The organism is Pedobacter suwonensis (genome assembly GCF_044762335.1).
GTDB lineage: Bacteria > Bacteroidota > Bacteroidia > Sphingobacteriales > Sphingobacteriaceae > Pedobacter.
Genome location: NZ_JBIWEB010000015.1, coordinates 15,735 through 33,228 on the forward strand (window position 1 = coordinate 15,735; position 17,494 = coordinate 33,228).

Here is a 17,494-nt window from a genome sequence, read left to right on the forward strand (position 1 = left end):
TGAAAATTTTTACAGCTTATTTAGGGCGAAACAAGGCTTGTTTACCTTCGGTAAGCTCCATTTCGTTGCGGTTTTGAAAAGATAGCCGGGCTTCTACCTTACAAAACATAACAGCTTGTCCCGAAATTTTGGGAAAGTTGCAGCCGAAAAGAAGCATAAACAAATTATTAACCTGAGTTTGATTATTATTTTATTGATTTTTAGTCACATATACTGGTTTAAATATGGCAGACCCTGAAATAAATTTACAGATAGCTTTCCGCTTCGCTACAGGTCAGCATCAGCTTGTACGACTTATTTTAGCCTATTTAATAATCGAACTCAGGTTATTAGATAAATTTTAAACAGGCTCTTAATACATAGTAGAAATTAGAAAGCAGATTTTTTAAGAAACCTTTGTATGGTTTACTTTTGTAAAGTTCATAAAAAAAATTAGATAAGCTCTTTATACAACAACTTGTTGTATATCTACAAGTACATTTGGAATAATACCTCCTAACTTTAATAAAAATTAGATCACATATTGTTGAAGTTAACATAGATATACCGCACACAAAAAATAATGAATTAAACAAAGCGTTCTCGTGAACTCCCCACCGAAGGTTTAACACCTATGAAGATATATTAATGCTGCCTACTCCACCCAGTAGGGGCCAACTGCCTTTAATCGAGAGCTAGAGAGCACTTGTGTACCATTAAAAACAAATAGAGCTTTTAAGCTCATAGATACAATATTATTAATGAACAAATTATCAATAATTTTAAACAAATGAAAAATAAAACAGTACTTATTACGGGTGCAGGCGGAGGCATTGGAAAAGCCATTGCTGTAGCGTTTGCAAAAAAAGGAGCCAACCTAGTTCTTGTAGATGTAAAAAAGGAATTTCTAAAAGACATAACAGAAGAAGTGCTTTCATTGGGAGTAAAGGCACTTTCGTTAGCGGCCAACGTTGCCGAATATGCCTCAATAAAGGGGGCAGTAGAAGAAGCTGTTGCCACTTTTGGGGCACTAGATGTAGCTATAAACAATGCTGGGGTTGTAGGGATTGGAAGCATTGAAGAGATAGACGAGCAAGAATGGGACCGCGTATTATCTGTAAATGCTAAGGGTGTTTTTGTATGTACCAAGGCCGAGTTAGAAGTGATGAAGCCTAAAAAACAAGGAGCAATCATTAACACCGCATCTATAGCCGGAAAAATAGGTATGGCACATCTCTCACATTATGTGGCTTCTAAATTTGCCGTAATTGGTTTTACAAACAGCATAGCGAAAGAAGTAGCCGCAGAGGGCATTACCGTTAATGCCATTTGTCCGGGAATTATAGGTACCGGTATGTGGCGTGGCGAGGGCGGTATTGCCGACCGTTGGAAACAGCCCGGAGAAACCGAAGAACAATCTTGGGAACGAAATAAAAAAACACTCATACCACAGGGGGTAGATCAAACTGCCGATGACATAGCCCAAGCGGTTGTTTTTATTGCATCTGCACCTCACATTACCGGCCAAGCTATTGCCGTAGATGGTGGCATGACCATGTAACGGATTGTTAATATTTATAACCTATAAAATCATGGAAGCAACAATTGGAATTAAAACCGAAAATAAATTGGCTGTAGCCGAAATTTTATCAAAATTATTGGCAGACGAATTTGTACTCTACACAAAAACGCGTAACGCTCACTGGAACGTAGAAGGTCCCGACTTTCACTCCATGCACCTTTTCTTTGAAACCCAATACGGACAATTGGCAGATTTAATGGACGGCGTTGCAGAACGTGTCCGTACCATTGGGCATTATGCCCCGGCTACCTTGAAAGAATTTTTGGAGCTAACGCATTTAAGTGAATACAGCGAAAGAAAAAACGATAGCTTGGGCTTTATAAAAGATCTTTTGGCAGATCATGAGACCATTATCGAGTTTATTAGGGGAAGTATCAATACCATTAACGATGAGTATAAAGATGCAGGTACCAGCGATTACATTACTGGGTTTATCGAAACTCATGAAAAAATGGCATGGATGCTAAGGGCGCATTTCAAAAAATAAAAACTTTTAACCTTGGTTTTAAGTTTAATATAATAGAACTAACCAGTTTATGGAATACAGACAATTAGGTAATTCGGGACTAAAGGTTTCGGTGCTTAGTTTTGGGACGGCCACTTTTGGTGGTGGCAACGCTTTCTTCAAAGCGTGGGGCAGTACCGAAGCTAAAGAAGCTACCAAAATGGTAGATTTATGCCTGCAACATGGCATAAACTTGTTTGATACTGCAGATATCTATTCAGATGGTCTTTCTGAAGAAATTTTAGGAAAGGCCATTGCTGGCAAAAGAGACAAATTGCTATTATCTACTAAAGCTACCTTTACTTTTGGAAAAGAAGGCCCCAACAACGAAGGTTCTTCACGTTTTCATCTTATTAAGCAATTAGAAGGTAGCCTTAAACGGCTAAATACAGATTATATAGATGTTTACCATATGCACGGCTTTGATGGTAACACCCCTGTTGAAGAAACCCTGCGTACACTTGATGACATGGTGCAAAGCGGGAAGGTACGCTACATAGCCTGTTCTAATTTTAGTGGTTGGCACCTCATGAAATCCTTGGGCATTTCAGAAAAATACGGCTGGAACAAATATGTGGTGCACCAGGTTTATTATTCGCTGGTAAATAGAGAATATGAATGGGAACTAATGCCGCTGGGTTTAGATCAAAATATAGGTGCCATTATTTGGAGCCCCTTGGCAGGTGGCCGTTTAGGCGGCAAATTTAGCCGTAACAAACCTTGGCCACAAAGCGGTCGCGTAGCGCAGGGCGGTAGCCCCGTCCCCGAAAATGTGGTAGAAAAAGAACACCTCTTCAAAATAACCGATGCACTGGAAGCCATTGCGGCCGAGACCGGAAAAACTGTTGCGCAAGTATCGCTTAATTGGCTGTTGCAACGTCCAACGGTTTCGAGCATTATTGTAGGTGCCAGAAACGAGGAGCAACTGCTACAAAATCTGGATGCGGTAGGTTGGCAGCTCAGCACCGACCAGTTAAAAAAATTGGATGAAGCCAGCGAAATACCGCCAATATATCCGTATTGGCACCAAAGGCAAAATACAGTTTTAAATCCTTTACCTCCATTTTATAAATAAAAAAAATATGGCAAACACAACCATTTGGGCAATAGATCCTGCCCATAGCGAAATCACCTTCAAAGTAAAGCACATGATGATCAGTAATGTGAAAGGCGAATTCAAAACATTTAGCGGCAAGGTTGATGGCGAAGACTTTACAACATCAAAAATTACCGTAACCATTGATGCAGCTTCCATCTTTACCAACGATCAACAGCGTGATACCCATTTAAAAAGTGCCGATTTCTTTGATGTAGAAAACTACAAGGAACTTACTTTTGAAAGTATTTCTTTTACTAAGGTAGATGAAGAAAATTATCAACTAAAAGGACAGCTTACCATTAAAGGCATCAGTAAAGAAGTTAATCTTGATGTAGAATTTGGCGGTATCAATAAAGACCCGTGGGGAAATGAAAAAGCAGGTTTTTCTGTAACCGGAAAAATTAACCGTAAAGATTGGGGACTTAACTGGAACACTGCACTAGAAACTGGAGGCGTATTGGTTAGCGAAGCGGTAACCATTAATGCCGATGTGCAGTTGGTAAAACAAGAAGCATAATAATTTACGTGATAACTGGCTTCCAAATGTATAGCCAATAAGATTTGGGGCACCATGAAATAACAATATGGCAGTAACAATTGCAGAAAAATTGGTCGGCATTCTTGTAGAAGCAGGTGTAAAGCGTGTGCACGGCGTAGTTGGCGATTCGCTTAATGGTATTGTTGACGAAATAAGGCGCAACAGCAATATAGAATGGATACACTACCGCCACGAAGAGGCCGCGGCCTTTGCCGCAGGTGCCGAAGCACAACTAACCGGAAAGTTGGCAGTATGTGCCGGCAGTTGCGGACCCGGAAACTTGCACCTCATTAACGGACTTTACGATTGCCATAGAAGCATGGCGCCCGTACTGGCCATAGCCGCCCATATTCCAAGTGGCGAAATTGGCACAGGATATTTTCAGGAAACACATCCCGATTTGCTTTTTAGGGAATGTAGCCATTATTGTGAAATGATTTCTTCGCCAAACCAAGTACCACGTGTACCGCATATTGCCATACAGTATGCCACCGGAATGAAAGGAGTGGCGGTAATTGGCCTATCGGGCGATGTTGCCATGGAGAAAATTGAAGATGTGCCCTTACCACATTTGCTGGTAGACACACCTGTAGTTAGACCGGCAGAACCAGAACTGCATAAATTGGCAGACAGTATCAACAAAGCCACAAAAATAACTTTATTATGTGGTAGCGGATGCGCCGGGGCACATGGCGAACTCATTGCTTTTGGTCAAAAAATACTATCGCCAATGGTTCATGCACTACGTGGAAAAGAGCATGTAGAATACAATAATCCTTTTGATGTGGGCATGACCGGTCTTATAGGCTTTGCATCGGGTTACTATGCCATGGAAGAAAGCGAGTTGCTGATTATGCTTGGGACAGATTTCCCCTACAAAGATTGGTATCCCGCAAAATCGGCCATTGCACAAATAGATATCCGGCCGGAACGATTGGGGCGCAGATGTAGGATAGATTTGGGATTAGTGGGCGATGTAGCCCAAACCCTTAAAGCCTTGTTGCCGCTGGTTGAGCAAAAGAACGATAGCTCGTTTTTAGATAAATGCGTAGAACGATACCATAAAAGCCGGGCAAACCTAGATGCCGATGCTACAAAAAAATCGGGTGATAAAATTATTCATCCAGAGTATTTAACTAAAGTAATTAACGAAAAGGCGGCAGAAAATGCCATATTTACGGTTGATGTAGGCACACCTACCGTATGGGCGGCAAGGTATTTAAAAATGACCGAAGGCAGGCGACTGTTGGGCTCTTTCTCCCACGGTTCAATGGCAAATGCCATGCCACAGGCTATTGGTGCACAGTTCGAATATCCCGAAAGGCAGGTAATTGCCCTCTGTGGCGATGGCGGCTTTGCGATGCTTATGGGCGATATCCTTACCATACGCCAATATAATCTGCCAATAAAAATAGTGATATTTAATAATGCCTCACTAGGTTTTGTAGCCATGGAAATGAAGGTTGCCGGGCTACCTCCCTTTGGTACCGACCTTAATAACCCAGATTTTGCATTAATGGCACAAGCCATGGGCATGATGGGCATAAAGGTAGAAAACCCCGAAGAAGTAGCTCCCGGCATTGAAAAAGCTTTAGCACATAACGGTCCGGTAATTATCAATGCGATGGTTAATCCTACCGAACTTTCTATGCCGCCAAAAGTAGAACTTTCGCAGGCCAAAGGATTTGGAATTTACATGCTGAAACAGATATTGAATGGAGATGGGGGAGAAGTATGGCAAACACTCGATTCTAACTTTTTACGCAGGTAATAGCTTATTTAATTGAAACACCATGAGAAATTATGATAACCTTATAGAAGCCATTGATGACCTAAGAAAAAGAGGTTACACTGAAGACTTTGAGATTAAATCTGGAACACTGGGCTGTACTTCTTCAGATTTGCAGTTGCACCCCGAACATTTTAATGTGGATGAATTTTACCGTTTTGAGGGCGAAACAAACCCCGATGATAGCAGTGTAGTGTATGCCATAGCTTCAGATACCGGAGAAAAAGGGATCTTAGTTGATGCCTACGGAGCCTATGCCGAAAACATGACACCCGAACTGGCAGAGAAGCTCACCAAACACAAACATTAATTATTGGGATAAAACTTATTTACGAACAGATGAAAACGGAAGAAATAAAACATTTTTTAGACGAATTTGAGGCTGCGGCAACCGAAATTGAAGGTGTAGAATGTTGGAGTGCAAGGCGTTTACAAAAATTATTTGGTTACAGCAATTGGGAAAGTTTTAAAAGGGTAATTATAAAAGCGGAAGAAGCCTGTAAAAATGCCGGCGAACCGGTTGAAAATCATTTTTCCGAAGTAAAGAAAATGATTGGCAATAACAAAGATGCCCCAAAATTGCTCGAAGATATGGCATTAACCCGCTATGCCTGTTACCTTATTGTCCAAAACGGCGACAGCAAGAAAGAGGAAATTGCTTTTGCCCAAAATTATTTTGCCGTACAAACCCGTAGGGCCGAACTTGTAGAGCAGCAACTGCTAACGTTAGAAAAAGCAAGGGAAGCAGAAAAACTGACTAAAACAGAAGAATAAGGTACCTGAGTTTTGGGCCTTAATCCGTCATTGCAATGACGATATTTTTAAGCTGATAATAGATAAGTGATTGATAATCATTAAAAACACCAAAAACTCACGTTAGATAGTCTAACCTATCTCAGAACGCATCTTCGTACCTACCCAGTCTGTTTGAAAGTTGTATTATACGTTGCTGCATTTCATCAATTTGCCCCAATAGATGGTTAATTGTTTCTAAACCCTCCAGGTTAATATCTAAATTGTAGTGCAGGCGTACCAGTTTTTCCAAATGGGCAAGCTGATCCATAGGTACAAACAACCTTTCTTCAGTAAAAACAACTTCTATCAGTCCCGAATCTCTTAAAGAGTAAATGAATGAGATTTCAATATTATGGTGCAAACAAAATTCATCTGCCGGTATCATTTCTAAACTTTTCATATCATTTCTATTTAAGTTTGCTCAATTCGGTAAATAACGTTTTTTGCTGGTCGGTAAGGTTGGTCGGTAATTTCACTTCATAGGTAATATAAAGGTCACCGGTTTCTCCTTCCTTCTTATAAACAGGCATTCCTTTACCCTTTAACCTTACTTTAGTGCCGTTTTGTGTTTCGGGGTTTACCTTTAGCTTAATCTTTCCGGTCATGGTGCTTATAGTAGTTTCTCCGCCCAGTAGTGCCGTGTACAAATCTAAGGTGGCATTGGCGTACAAATCATTGCCCTGGCGCTTAAATGCCGGATCGTTTTCAATAGCAAAGGTAATGTACAAATCGCCGGCTGGCCCTCCGTTAACACCTGGGGCACCATATCCTTTTAACTTAATTTCCTGTCCGTTTTCTACACCTGCCGGAATGGTAATGCGAATATTCTTTCCGTTTACCGTAAAGGTCTGCTTTTTGGTCTCCATCACATCGGCCAATGTCAGCTTCAGTTCAGAATGATAATCCTGTCCCCTAAATTTTGTTTGGCTGCTTCTTGCCCCTCTGTTACCAAACATCGATTCGAAGAAACTTGAGAAATCTCCTTCATCGCCATAAGCGAAATGCTCGGCACCACCTCCGGTGTATTGCTGTCTTGATTGTTGTTGTGCGTTGCGCTGTTGTTCAAACTGCTCGGCATGTTGCCAATCTTTGCCATATTGGTCGTACTTCTTCCTTTTTTCTGGGTCGCTTAATACCTCGTTGGCTTCGTTAATCTGCTGAAACTTGTGCTGCGCCTCCTTATCATTAGGGTTAACATCGGGGTGTAGTTTTCTGGCCAGTTTACGGTAGGCCTTTTTAATGTCATCCGCCGATGCGCTTTTATCTATTTCTAAAACTTTATAGTAATCAATAAAATCCATGAACTATATCTTTGTTTTAATTTATTTAATGATGCGTGTACTATAGAATTACTATCAATAACCAAACCATAATTTAGCTATTTGGTGTTCTAGAGCTATAAAATGCAGGGTGCTTTGTAGGGTATAAGAAAACCCATCAAAACACGCTATTCCTTATCACAAAATTGCGATTTTATTTGCAATAATACTTAGCTTTTTGGCCGAATATGAGCTAAATTTAACAAAATTCTGTGTTGTCAACATCTTAAGTGTAGTATATGGTTATTTTTATTATTTCAATACTGATTTTATTAAATGCTTATTTCTCTTTGGCAGAAATTGCTCTTATTGCAGTAAAAAAAGGCCAGTTAGAAGATGAGGCCCAGAAAGGTAACAAGGGGGCGCAGCAAGCCCTTGATCTAATCAAAGATCCCGAGGCTTTTTTAAGTGCCGTACAGGTGGGCATTACCTTGCTAGGTATTATTGAGGGCATATACGGTGGCGAATTGGTGGCAAATATGCTAAAGCCTTTTTTAGTAAAATATACGGGGCTTTCTGCAACCATGGCACATGCAATATCGTTGTTTCTAGGCATAGGGTTAATTACCTACCTTACCATCGTAATTGGAGAACTGCTTCCAAAGTCCATTGCCCTACAGGTACCATTAAAAATTTCCGTTTCCATTGCACCTTCGCTAGCAATATTTTCTAAAATTGCTTTCCCGTTTATAAAATTGTTAACCCTAAGCACCCGGTTTCTTCTTAATATCTTGTCTATACGTAAGCCAGAGAACGAGAAGATTACGGAAAGCGACATCAAAAGTATGCTCAGCATGGCGCATAAGCAAGGTACACTCGAAAAGGATGAACTTTTTTTACATGAAAACATCTTTGTTTATAATGACCTTACCGCAGAAAGGATCATGAAACCGATAAAGATTGTAAGTCTGATAAATTTCGAAAGTAGCAGGGCAGTAGTGGCAGAGCAAATCAAGAAACGGCCCTATTCCTATTTTCCAATAAAAGAAAATAATACAGGCCTAATCAAGGGCGTTTTAAGTACTAAAGATTTTTTTATCAATCCGCAGGAAGATTGGCATGCACTTATTCAACAGCCTTGCCGCCTTAGCCCCAATATGGATACGGGAGATATTTTCCAGCACTTTAAAAAAGCTAATGCAGATTTTGGAATGGTTACAGAGGATGGTACACATTTTTTAGGTATTGTAACCATGCAGGATATTATGGAGAGTGTTTTTGGAGATATGCCAGAGAGAGAAGACTACCGTAGCTATTTTTACCAATTAGACAATAAGACGTGGATGGCGGAAGGCTTTATACACCTGCAGCGAATTAGAAGAGAGCTTTCGCTAGATTGGATACGTGCCTACGAAACAAAATATGTTACGGTGGCCGAATTACTAGAAGGAGAGTTGCACGGAGATTTATATAATGGGGCTAGCCTAGAGCTTCATAACCTGGTTTTTACTGTAGAACAGGTTAGTGAAAAGGAAGTTGGAAAGGTGAAAATCCAAAAAAGAGAACAGGAACAATAATTGCTCCCGAAAAAACATGATTGATTTAGGCCAATTTTGCGCTATCTACATCAACAATACCAAAGCCTACGCTAACCTGAAAAAGACGATTTTTTAAATAAAGACATTATGGAACAGCAAGACATCGCTATCAAGGAACAAAATAAATTTGTAATACAGAAGGTGCAGCCCGCCTTATTGGGTTTTATGGATGGCTCGGTATCTACCTTGGCCCCAATTTTTGCTGCCGCAGGTCTTACGGGCAAACCTATGTCGGCATTTTTTGTGGGCTTGGCGGCCTCATTGGGCGCTGGTATTAGCATGGGGTTGGCCGAGGCGCTTACCGACGATGGCTCGGTAACCGGAAGAGGCGTTTCTTGGCTGCGTGGATTAATAACAGGCCTTGGAACAACCTTGGGCGGTATGTTTCATACATTGCCCTTTCTAATACCAGATATTCATATTGCGCTAAAAGTTGCCTATGGCGTAGTGATATTTGAACTATTGGCCATTGCGTACATCAAATATCGTTTTATGAAAACACCGCTTCTTAAATCTATTGTAGAAATTATTATTGGTGGGGCAATTGTGTTTTTTATAGGAATATATTTTGGCAAAGCAGGCTAATGAAGCTTAATATCCCGTATTTGGGAAAGAAAATTTTCTGTCCTTAAAATCGCTAAACTACCTGCTATTTATATCTTTGGTATGAAGTGTAACCATAAACATAACGACCCTAACATTTTAACATGAACAGGTATGATAAATCTGGCACCAATTATTTTTATAGTTACTACACTGATATTCCTTTCGGCTATTGCCGGTAGGATAAAAAAAATTCCCTACCCCATTTTGCTAGTTTTTGCCGGGCTAATTATTGGTTTTATCCCGGGTGTTCCCTTGGTTAGTCTCGATCCCGAAATGGTATTTCTGCTTTTTCTTCCGCCCTTATTATACAGGGCAGGTTGGAATACTTCGTGGAAAGATTTTCAGGCATCTATTGCACCAATTTCTAGATTAGCGATAGGTCTGGTACTTTTTACCACCATTTCTATAGCTGTCGTTGCGCATTACTTTATTCCGGGAATGAGCTGGCCCGTGGCTTTTGTGCTAGGTGCAATTGTATCGCCGCCAGATGCGGTTTCGGCCACTAGTATTCTTAATGGAATGGGGCTTAACAGACGTATTGTTACCATACTAGAGGGAGAAAGTTTGGTAAATGATGCCTCGGCACTTATTGTTTACCGTTATGCCATTGCTGCGGTAGTGAGCAGCAGTTTTGTGCTATGGAAAGCCGGTCTTCAATTTTTGGTGGTAGCTTCGGGCGGTGTCCTAATTGGATTTGTATTGGGCTATATGCTTTGCATGATCCTGAAAAGAATTCAAAATAACCCTACGGTAGAAACCACACTTTTACTGTTGGTGCCCTTTGTTTCTTATCCATTGGCAGAACGGTTTGGGGTATCTGGTGTGTTGGCCGTGGTAAGTACAGGCTTGGTTACCTCCTGGCGTTCTTCTGAAGTGATATCGTACCAGGGCCGCACGCAATCTAACGCCGTATGGGATATGATTGTTTTCCTGCTCAATGGCGTTATCTTTATACTTATCGGCCTGCAACTATCAGAGGTGGTGGCTACCATAGAAGGTTATAAAATAAGCGAATTGGTACTTTATAGCCTTTTAATTAGTGTAGTTGCCATTGTTACACGTATATTGTTTATTGCTCCTGCCATCTGGTTTCCTTCGCTGCTGGGCAATAAGATACATCGAGAAGAACAAACGTTTTCCTGGAAGAACGTGGTCATACTCTCATGGTCGGGAATGAGGGGTGTACTATCTTTGGCCACGGCAATGGCCCTGCCCTTGGTAATGGAAAACGGAACGCCGCTTCATCAGCGTAAGGTTATTCTATTTATTACCTTCGGAGTAATTCTGATAACCTTAGTAGGGCAGGGCCTAACGCTGCCCGTACTAATTAAGATGCTTGGTGTTGGCTCAAGCAAAGAACAAGAAGATGAAGAACGGAAATTACGCTTGTTGGTGGCCAATAGCTCATTAGATTATATTAACGATACTTTTAAAAGTAAAGATCCAAACGAAGAGGTCATACAGGAAATCAGAAAATTATACGAGTTGAGAATTGGCTGGTTAAACGGAAAAGACTTTCAGAAACAGGACGTAAACATACAGCATAAAGCCGATGATACTACCTTTTTGGAACGGGTTATTAAAGGGCAGTTGGCAGTAACCGATTTTAAGCGAAAGCTATTGCTCAAGTTATATCGTGATGGGGCCTACAGTTCGGCAAATATTCGGAAATTGGAGAAAGAAATGGACCTTGACGAATCGCGTTTACGTAGCCAGTTAAAAATAGTTAGGGACGATGACTAACGGATTTTGGTTAGCAGACATAAGGGCAAACGCATGAACTCTATCCAAAATGATGGTAGTTTTCAAAATAAATAGATTTACTTTAAAAATCAATATATTTATCCCCACCTTATTTAAAGATGGAAAAAAAATCGTTTTGTGTATGTCTGTTGATTTTGTTTATTGCCCAGACCTCATTTGCTAGGCAAGATGACGATTCTACCTTAGATTTTTTAATTCGGAACAAAGGAATATATACCCAGGTAAAAGAACAGGAAATTTCGAGAATAAAGCATAAGAAGAACACATCTCTTAGTAAAAAACAACTTTACGAAATAAACAAACAGCTTTATTATGAATACAAAACGTTTATTTCCGACTCGGCCATTTTTTATGCCGTAGAAAATTTAAGAATAGCCGAATCGCTAAATGATGAGAAAGCCAAATTGGAAACTAAACTGATATTGGCCGCTACCTATTCTGTTGCCGGGATGTTTTTTGAAGGTCTCGATTTGCTGAAAAGCATTAATCCGAAGAAACTTCAGCCTGATTTACTCGTTAGTTATTACGATACCTATAAACTGTTATACGGATATTATTCGCAAAACAATATCCATACCAGTAGTTATCTAGAAAAGAGTGCTTCCTATCGCGATTCATTACTGCAAGTGCTCGATCCGCAGTCAACCCATTATAAGATTGTTTTTTCAGAGAAGCTGTTTGATAGCAACAGGTTGGCCGAGGCAAAGGATATTTTAATTGCATTGTTAAATGATACCAAAGAAGAAAGCCACCTTAAAGCTGTATTAGCTTATGCCTTGGCAAATATTTATAAAAAAGAAGGCAATATAGAAATGCAGAAAAAGTATTATACCATTTCTGCCATTTCTGATATTAAGAATAACATCAAAGAGAATGCTTCTTTACAGGCATTGGCTACGGTGCTTTACAATACCGGCGATATTGAGAGAGCCTATCAGTGTATAAAATCATCTATGGAGGATGCGATTTTTTGTAATGCCCACTTGCGGACTTTCGAAATATCCAGGATATTCCCAATTATAGACAAAGCATACCAAGATAAGGCCCTTAAACAAAAAAATGAACTAAAAACCTTCCTTATTTTAATCAGCATTCTCTCCTTTTTCTTGATATTGGCCGTAGTGTATGTATACGGACAGATGAAAAAAGTTAGCCGTATACGGGCCAAGCTACACAATTCAAACTTAATGCTGAACGAAGTAAATGGTAATATTCAAGAAACGAACGATAAACTAAAAGTAGTTAACAACCAGCTTTCTATTGTAAACTCCGAATTAACTGAAGCGAACCAAATAAAAGAGTTTTATATAGGCCATTTCCTTGATCTTTGTTCTACCTATATCAATAAACTGCAAAAATTCCAGAGCAGCCTTAACAGAAAGCTCATGGAAAACAAAAAGGAGGAGCTTTTCAAAATGCTGCGCTCAAACGAAATGATAAACAATGAAGTCAAAGAACTTTATGACCACTTCGATCATATTTTCCTACATCTTTATCCAAATTTTATAGACGATTTCAACTCGCTATTATTAGAAGAAGAAAGATTTACTCTTAAACCTAATGAGCTGCTGAATGTAGAATTACGCATTTTTGCCTTAATCCGATTAGGAATAACCGATAGTTCTAAAATTTCTAACTTTTTGCATTATTCTACCAATACCATTTATAGTTACCGAACCAGAATAAGAAATAAAGCCGCAGTGCCCCGTCAAGAGTTTGAGAGTATGGTAATGAAAATTGGCTCTATAAGCTTGTAACAGGCCCTTATCTATAATTATAAGGCGTCTTAACTTATTATTTCCAGCTTAAAATCATAATAACCTGAGTTCGATTATTAAATAGGCTAAAATAAGTCGTACAAACTGATGCTGACCTGTAGCGAAGCGGAAAGCTACCTGTAAATTTATTTCAGGGTCTGCCATATTTAAAACAGTATATGTGACTAAAAATCAATAAAATAATAATCGAACTCAGGTTAATAATCATTTGTGGTAGAGGGTTTCATTAGTGGTTTAGTGAAGAGCATAACTAACCTTTGGCAGAAATATTTGGATCTTAATTTTTATAAAAGGTACTTCATATCTCCTTTAAAAATCTGTTTTTTTATTAAACCATGTGTTTAATAAGTAATCATCTATGCCGTTGAAAAATCACTGGATAGCTACAAGTTTAACCTGCTGTACAATAAACAGCTATTTATAGACCAATTAAAAAACAACAATCTCGGCAAACGGACTATTGACGAGGGCAGTATGGATGAAAAATCTGGAATGAACTTTTCGGAATATGTGGCTATCCTTTCGGGAAATACCGACCTGTTGGATAAAGCCAAATTAGAAAAACAGATTGCCGGATTGGAAAGCGAAAAACAGGCGTTTAACCGTTCCAAGTTCAGTGCCAAATACAAGCTGCAAGACTTTACGGAATTGCTGGATAGTACGCAATCCCGATTAAATAGAATGAGCCTCGATTGGGAAAACTTACAGCAACGCATACAAAAACGTTCGGACGGTACAATTGCAAATCCTGTACAGTTGGACGGTTTACCGCCCAATGCGGATATTAAACAAATCGGTGCAAAGCTCAACCAGCTTGCGGACAAAGCCCGCACCGGAGGTCAGTATGAAGAAATCGGTACGTTGTACGGATTTACATTATTGGTCAAAACCGAAATGTCCGAAAAAGAAGGCGTGGATATTCGGGTAAACCGATTTTTGGTACAAGGCGAGGGCAATATCAAATACACATTCAATAACGGTTTAATGGCGAAAGACCCTGAAACCGCTTCAATGAATTTTTTAAGGGCATTGGAAAAACTACCCGGCTACGTCAAACAGGAGCAGGAGAAAATTGCCGAACTGCAAAAAGATTTACCTGTTCTTCAGGAGGTGGTCAATGGAACCTGGTCTAAGGAAAACCGATTGAGTGAGCTCAAAACGGAACTGGCTGCCGTTGAACGAAAGATACAGTTGTCTATCACGCCTGACCCCAAAGAGGAACCTGCGGAACAAACCGAAAAACAAAAAGAAACTTCAAATATTTCGGAGAGTATTGTAAGGACAAAAGGTATTCATTTACCCCGTGGGGTTTTATAAGAAAGTCATTCCCTGTCACCCTGCTCGTCCATTTTCTTGAAAGCCCGTCACTCATGGAATTTTGTCCTATTGGTTTTCCTGTTCCGCAATTCAAGGTATGTAGGATAAAAGTCACCGCAGCAGCAGTTTCAATTTGGTTAGTACTGTTTTGAGCTTGGTAAATTTATAAAAAAATGAGCATCGCTTTAATCCTTATCTAATGCAGAATGTTATACCGGATATGTACCTTTCACTATCACATAAGGGTTGATTTTTTCATTCTTCTAAACAATTTATAAATTTCAAACCACAAAACTGAAACCGCCGCTACCGATAATGTCATCCCTAACTCCTGTAAGTCCAATCCGGTTACGTGAAAGAAATTTGTAGCAGGTGCAATATACAGTATGGCAAAAAGTAATACCAAAGTTAGACCGGTAATAACCGGGAAGAGGGGATTCTTATTCTTGAAGCTGTCAAACACACTGTAAGAGAAGGAACGGTTCACGAGGCTCAACAATATATTTGCGATAATCAGTGTGGTAAAAACCATTGCCCTTGTTTTTTCTTCGCTGCCACCATTCAGAACAGACCATTGATAGGTAAATAATACGCCTGCTGTGATTACTAACCCCTGTATGATACTGATGGCCAACTCACGCAAATTCAAAAAGGTATCGGTCATTGCTCTGGGCGGTTGTTGCATCGTATTTTTCTCCATCGGTTCGTTTTCATACACAATGGAGCAGGTAGGTCCCATCACCAATTCCAGAAAGATAACGTGTACAGGTGTAAATATCTGTGGAAATATCCAGCCCAAAAATAAAGGCAAAGATACCGTCAGTATAATTGGTATATGGATAGAAATGATGTACTGTATAGCTTTTTTGATATTGGCATAAATCCTTCTTCCGGCAGCAATACCTATAACTAATTTTTCAAGGTCGTCATTGGTTATCACCAAAGATGCGGCTGCTTTTGCAATTTCTGTTCCTTTGTTGCCCATTGCCACGCCTATATGAGCTGCTTTAAGAGCAGGGCCGTCATTTACACCATCGCCCAGCATCGCCACCACTTCACCTTTCTTTTTCAGTGCATTCACCACGCTAAGTTTAGCTTCGGGAAACATCCGGGTAAATAAAACGGTGCGTTCAGCCACCGGTATTAATGCTTCTTCCGAGTAAGCCGCCACATCGGTTCCGTTCAGGACTTCAGCGGTATTGACGATGCCTGCCTGGGAGGCGATGCTGCGTGTTGTATCAGCATTATCTCCCGTGATTACCTTCACCTTGATGCCTGCTTCATAAATATGACGGAATACTTCCCGTATCCCTTCCTTCGGAGGATCATAGAACACAACCAATCCCAAAAATTCAAATTCAAAATCCTGTTGTCTTTCCGGAAAATCATTGCCTTCAAAACCGGATTTGGCTACTCCCAACACCCGGTATCCCTGCTGCCCGAACTCCCTGATAAGGCCTCTGATTTTATCCTTTTCGGTATCCGAGAGCGTAGCGACAGCAAGAATAGCTTCGGGAGCTCCTTTGGCAGCTATAATTCTTTCTTTTTCTGAATTTTCGAAAAGATGCGTCATCATAGGTGGTTTACCTTCCAATGGATATTCGTGGAACATCTGGTAATCTTTTCTTACATCGTCTCTTTGTGTCTGTTCATACACCTGGTGAAGCGTTTTTTCCATCGGGTCAAACGGAACGGGTTCGCTACTCCACATCGCATAGTCTATCAATGCTGCCAGTTCGGGGTTGGCAAATTCTTTTTCATCAAAAGTTTTGTCAGATCGGTAATCATACAACTGTTTAAGCTGCATAGAGTTTTCGGTAATAGTACCTGTTTTATCGGTACAGATAACCGTGGTACTGCCTAACGTTTCTACGATACTGCTTCTTTTTATGATGATGCCCTCCCGCATCAGCTTCCAGGCACCCAAAGCCATAAACGTGGTGAATGCAACGGGAATTTCTTCGGGAAGGACAGACATCGCCATGGTAAGACCGTTCAACAGACTGTCAACAAGATTACCCGTCCGTATGAAACTGAACATCCAAACCATTAGAAAAATGAGGATACCGGCAACAGCCATCCATTTTACAAATTTCCGTATCTGAACCTGCAATGGTGAAATTTCTTCTTTTATCGTCAGGATAGATTCGCCGATCTTGCCGATTTGCGTTTGTTTTCCAATCTGTTCTACTTCAAAGACCGCCAATCCCGAAACGGCAATCGTTCCGCTAAAAATTTTATTATTCCCCGGATCACTGTTTTTGAATACAGAAAAACTCTCACCGGTTAATGATGCTTCATTGACTGAAAAGTCATTACTGTGGACAATCCGCCCGTCGGCATTGATGGTCCTTCCTTCTTCCGTAATGCACAAATCGCCTATGACAATATCATGCGTAGCTATTTTGACCACTTCCGAATTTCTGATTACCGTGCTCAGCGGTTCATTCAGCTTTTCTAATTCCGCCAGTGCTTTTTTGCTGCGGTTGTCCTGATAAAAGGAAATAGCAGATACGGCAATAATGGCCAGAAACATAAACAGTGCTTCGCCATAATCGCCTACGATCACATAGATAATTGAAATAGCAAAGAGCAGGATTAGCATTGGCTCTTTCAATATGTTGATCAACATATCCAGCAGGGAATTTTTGCCAATTGCCTCCATCCGGTTGTAGCCATACCGCTCCCGGGAAACCTTTACCTCGTTTACCGTCAGCCCTTTTAGATGATTGGGTATATTATAAGTTGTCATATTTTTAAAATTATTGTTTATTAAATAGTATCGGCATTAAGAGCTATTCTTGATAACAGCTTTCACGAACGCAGAGAAAGTAAGTTGGTAAAACATTTAATATATTAATAGTTAAAATACAATAAGTATCTTT

The 17,494-nt window shown here is 40.1% G+C and carries 15 protein-coding genes; 12 read left to right on the plus strand and 3 right to left on the minus strand.

Annotated elements, in window-relative coordinates:
• The first annotated feature begins 769 nt into the window (after nt 1–769).
• From ACIQXP_RS19325 to ACIQXP_RS19355, 7 genes are all read left to right on the plus strand, one after another.
• Entirely contained in the window at nt 770–1,540 is a 771-nt protein-coding gene (locus ACIQXP_RS19325; protein WP_387506920.1) for an SDR family NAD(P)-dependent oxidoreductase, read from the plus strand.
• 31 nt (nt 1,541–1,571) lie between these two features.
• Nucleotides 1,572–2,048, plus strand: a complete 477-nt coding sequence (locus tag ACIQXP_RS19330; protein ID WP_299568851.1) for a Dps family protein — start codon at nt 1,572–1,574, stop codon at nt 2,046–2,048.
• Nucleotides 2,049–2,097: 49 nt separating this feature from the next.
• A complete protein-coding gene (locus tag ACIQXP_RS19335; protein WP_387506923.1) occupies nt 2,098–3,141 on the plus strand; it encodes an aldo/keto reductase in 1,044 nt (347 codons plus the stop codon).
• Between the two features lie 7 nt (nt 3,142–3,148).
• Nucleotides 3,149–3,682, plus strand: a complete 534-nt coding sequence (locus ACIQXP_RS19340) for a YceI family protein (protein WP_387506925.1) — start codon at nt 3,149–3,151, stop codon at nt 3,680–3,682.
• Nucleotides 3,683–3,749: 67 nt separating this feature from the next.
• Nucleotides 3,750–5,474: a ubiquinone-dependent pyruvate dehydrogenase gene (poxB, locus tag ACIQXP_RS19345; protein WP_387506928.1), complete on the plus strand. Its 1,725-nt coding sequence runs from the start codon at nt 3,750–3,752 to the stop codon at nt 5,472–5,474.
• A gap of 22 nt (nt 5,475–5,496) precedes the next feature.
• A complete protein-coding gene (locus ACIQXP_RS19350) occupies nt 5,497–5,802 on the plus strand; it encodes a phosphoribosylpyrophosphate synthetase (protein WP_299568858.1) in 306 nt (101 codons plus the stop codon).
• Nucleotides 5,803–5,831: 29 nt separating this feature from the next.
• The gene (locus ACIQXP_RS19355) at nt 5,832–6,266 is read left to right on the plus strand and encodes a BRO family protein (RefSeq protein ID WP_387506931.1); all 435 of its coding nucleotides are present in this window, start codon (nt 5,832–5,834) and stop codon (nt 6,264–6,266) included.
• Between the two features lie 121 nt (nt 6,267–6,387).
• On the opposite strand, the gene ACIQXP_RS19360 is transcribed toward ACIQXP_RS19355, so the two are convergent.
• Both ACIQXP_RS19360 and ACIQXP_RS19365 read right to left on the minus strand, forming a co-directional pair.
• Entirely contained in the window at nt 6,388–6,687 is a 300-nt protein-coding gene (locus ACIQXP_RS19360) for a chaperone modulator CbpM (protein WP_299568862.1), read from the minus strand.
• A 7-nt stretch (nt 6,688–6,694) separates the two neighbouring features.
• Nucleotides 6,695–7,588 carry a DnaJ C-terminal domain-containing protein gene (locus tag ACIQXP_RS19365; protein WP_387506934.1) on the minus strand — a complete coding sequence of 298 codons (894 nt, stop codon included), beginning with the start codon at nt 7,586–7,588 and terminating at the stop codon, nt 6,695–6,697.
• A gap of 257 nt (nt 7,589–7,845) precedes the next feature.
• Here ACIQXP_RS19365 and ACIQXP_RS19370 point away from each other — a divergent pair, with 257 nt between their 5' ends.
• The 5 genes from ACIQXP_RS19370 to ACIQXP_RS19390 all read left to right on the plus strand — a co-directional run bounded on the left by ACIQXP_RS19370 (nt 7,846) and on the right by ACIQXP_RS19390 (nt 14,609).
• The gene (locus ACIQXP_RS19370; protein WP_299569036.1) at nt 7,846–9,123 is read left to right on the plus strand and encodes a hemolysin family protein; all 1,278 of its coding nucleotides are present in this window, start codon (nt 7,846–7,848) and stop codon (nt 9,121–9,123) included.
• Nucleotides 9,124–9,231: 108 nt separating this feature from the next.
• On the plus strand, nt 9,232–9,729 hold the full coding sequence (locus tag ACIQXP_RS19375; protein WP_299569039.1) for a VIT1/CCC1 transporter family protein: 498 nt from the start codon (nt 9,232–9,234) through the stop codon (nt 9,727–9,729).
• Nucleotides 9,730–9,861: 132 nt separating this feature from the next.
• A complete protein-coding gene (locus ACIQXP_RS19380; protein ID WP_299569042.1) occupies nt 9,862–11,493 on the plus strand; it encodes a Na+/H+ antiporter in 1,632 nt (543 codons plus the stop codon).
• Nucleotides 11,494–11,612: 119 nt separating this feature from the next.
• On the plus strand, nt 11,613–13,271 hold the full coding sequence (locus tag ACIQXP_RS19385; protein ID WP_387506938.1) for a DUF6377 domain-containing protein: 1,659 nt from the start codon (nt 11,613–11,615) through the stop codon (nt 13,269–13,271).
• A gap of 495 nt (nt 13,272–13,766) precedes the next feature.
• Nucleotides 13,767–14,609 (plus strand): hypothetical protein, encoded by an 843-nt coding sequence (locus ACIQXP_RS19390; RefSeq protein ID WP_387506940.1) that lies wholly within the window; start codon nt 13,767–13,769, stop codon nt 14,607–14,609.
• 235 nt (nt 14,610–14,844) lie between these two features.
• Here the strand turns inward: ACIQXP_RS19390 and ACIQXP_RS19395 are convergent, their stop codons facing one another.
• Nucleotides 14,845–17,361 (minus strand): cation-translocating P-type ATPase, encoded by a 2,517-nt coding sequence (locus ACIQXP_RS19395; RefSeq protein WP_055132624.1) that lies wholly within the window; start codon nt 17,359–17,361, stop codon nt 14,845–14,847.
• Nucleotides 17,362–17,494 lie beyond the last annotated feature (133 nt).